The following is a 265-nucleotide window of genomic DNA, read 5'->3' as shown; positions in this document are numbered from 1 at the left end:
CCGGCGGCCCCATGGAAGCCGGCAAGACCAAGCTTCTGGATCACGGCCTGGATCTGGTCGATGCCATGGTCATGGCCGCAGACGATAGCGTCGACGACGAAACCCTGGCAGAAGTCGAGCGCAGCGCATGTCCCACCTGTGGCAGCTGCTCGGGCATGTTCACCGCCAACTCCATGAACTGTCTGATGGAGGCGCTGGGCCTGGCACTTCCCGGTAACGGCACCGTGCTGGCGACCCATGCCGATCGCCGTCGCCTGTTCGAAAC

The 265-nt window shown here is 64.2% G+C and carries 1 protein-coding gene; it reads left to right on the top strand.

What is annotated here, in order from left to right:
• A partial coding sequence (locus P8629_RS12020) for a dihydroxy-acid dehydratase domain-containing protein (protein ID WP_278166345.1) occupies positions 1 to 265 on the top strand: 265 nt, incomplete at both ends.

This window comes from Hydrogenovibrio sp. 3SP14C1 (assembly GCF_029625905.1).
Lineage (GTDB): Bacteria > Pseudomonadota > Gammaproteobacteria > Thiomicrospirales > Thiomicrospiraceae > Hydrogenovibrio.
Note: the sequence above shows the minus strand (reverse complement) of the source record. Positions and strands in the feature narration are given on the sequence as shown.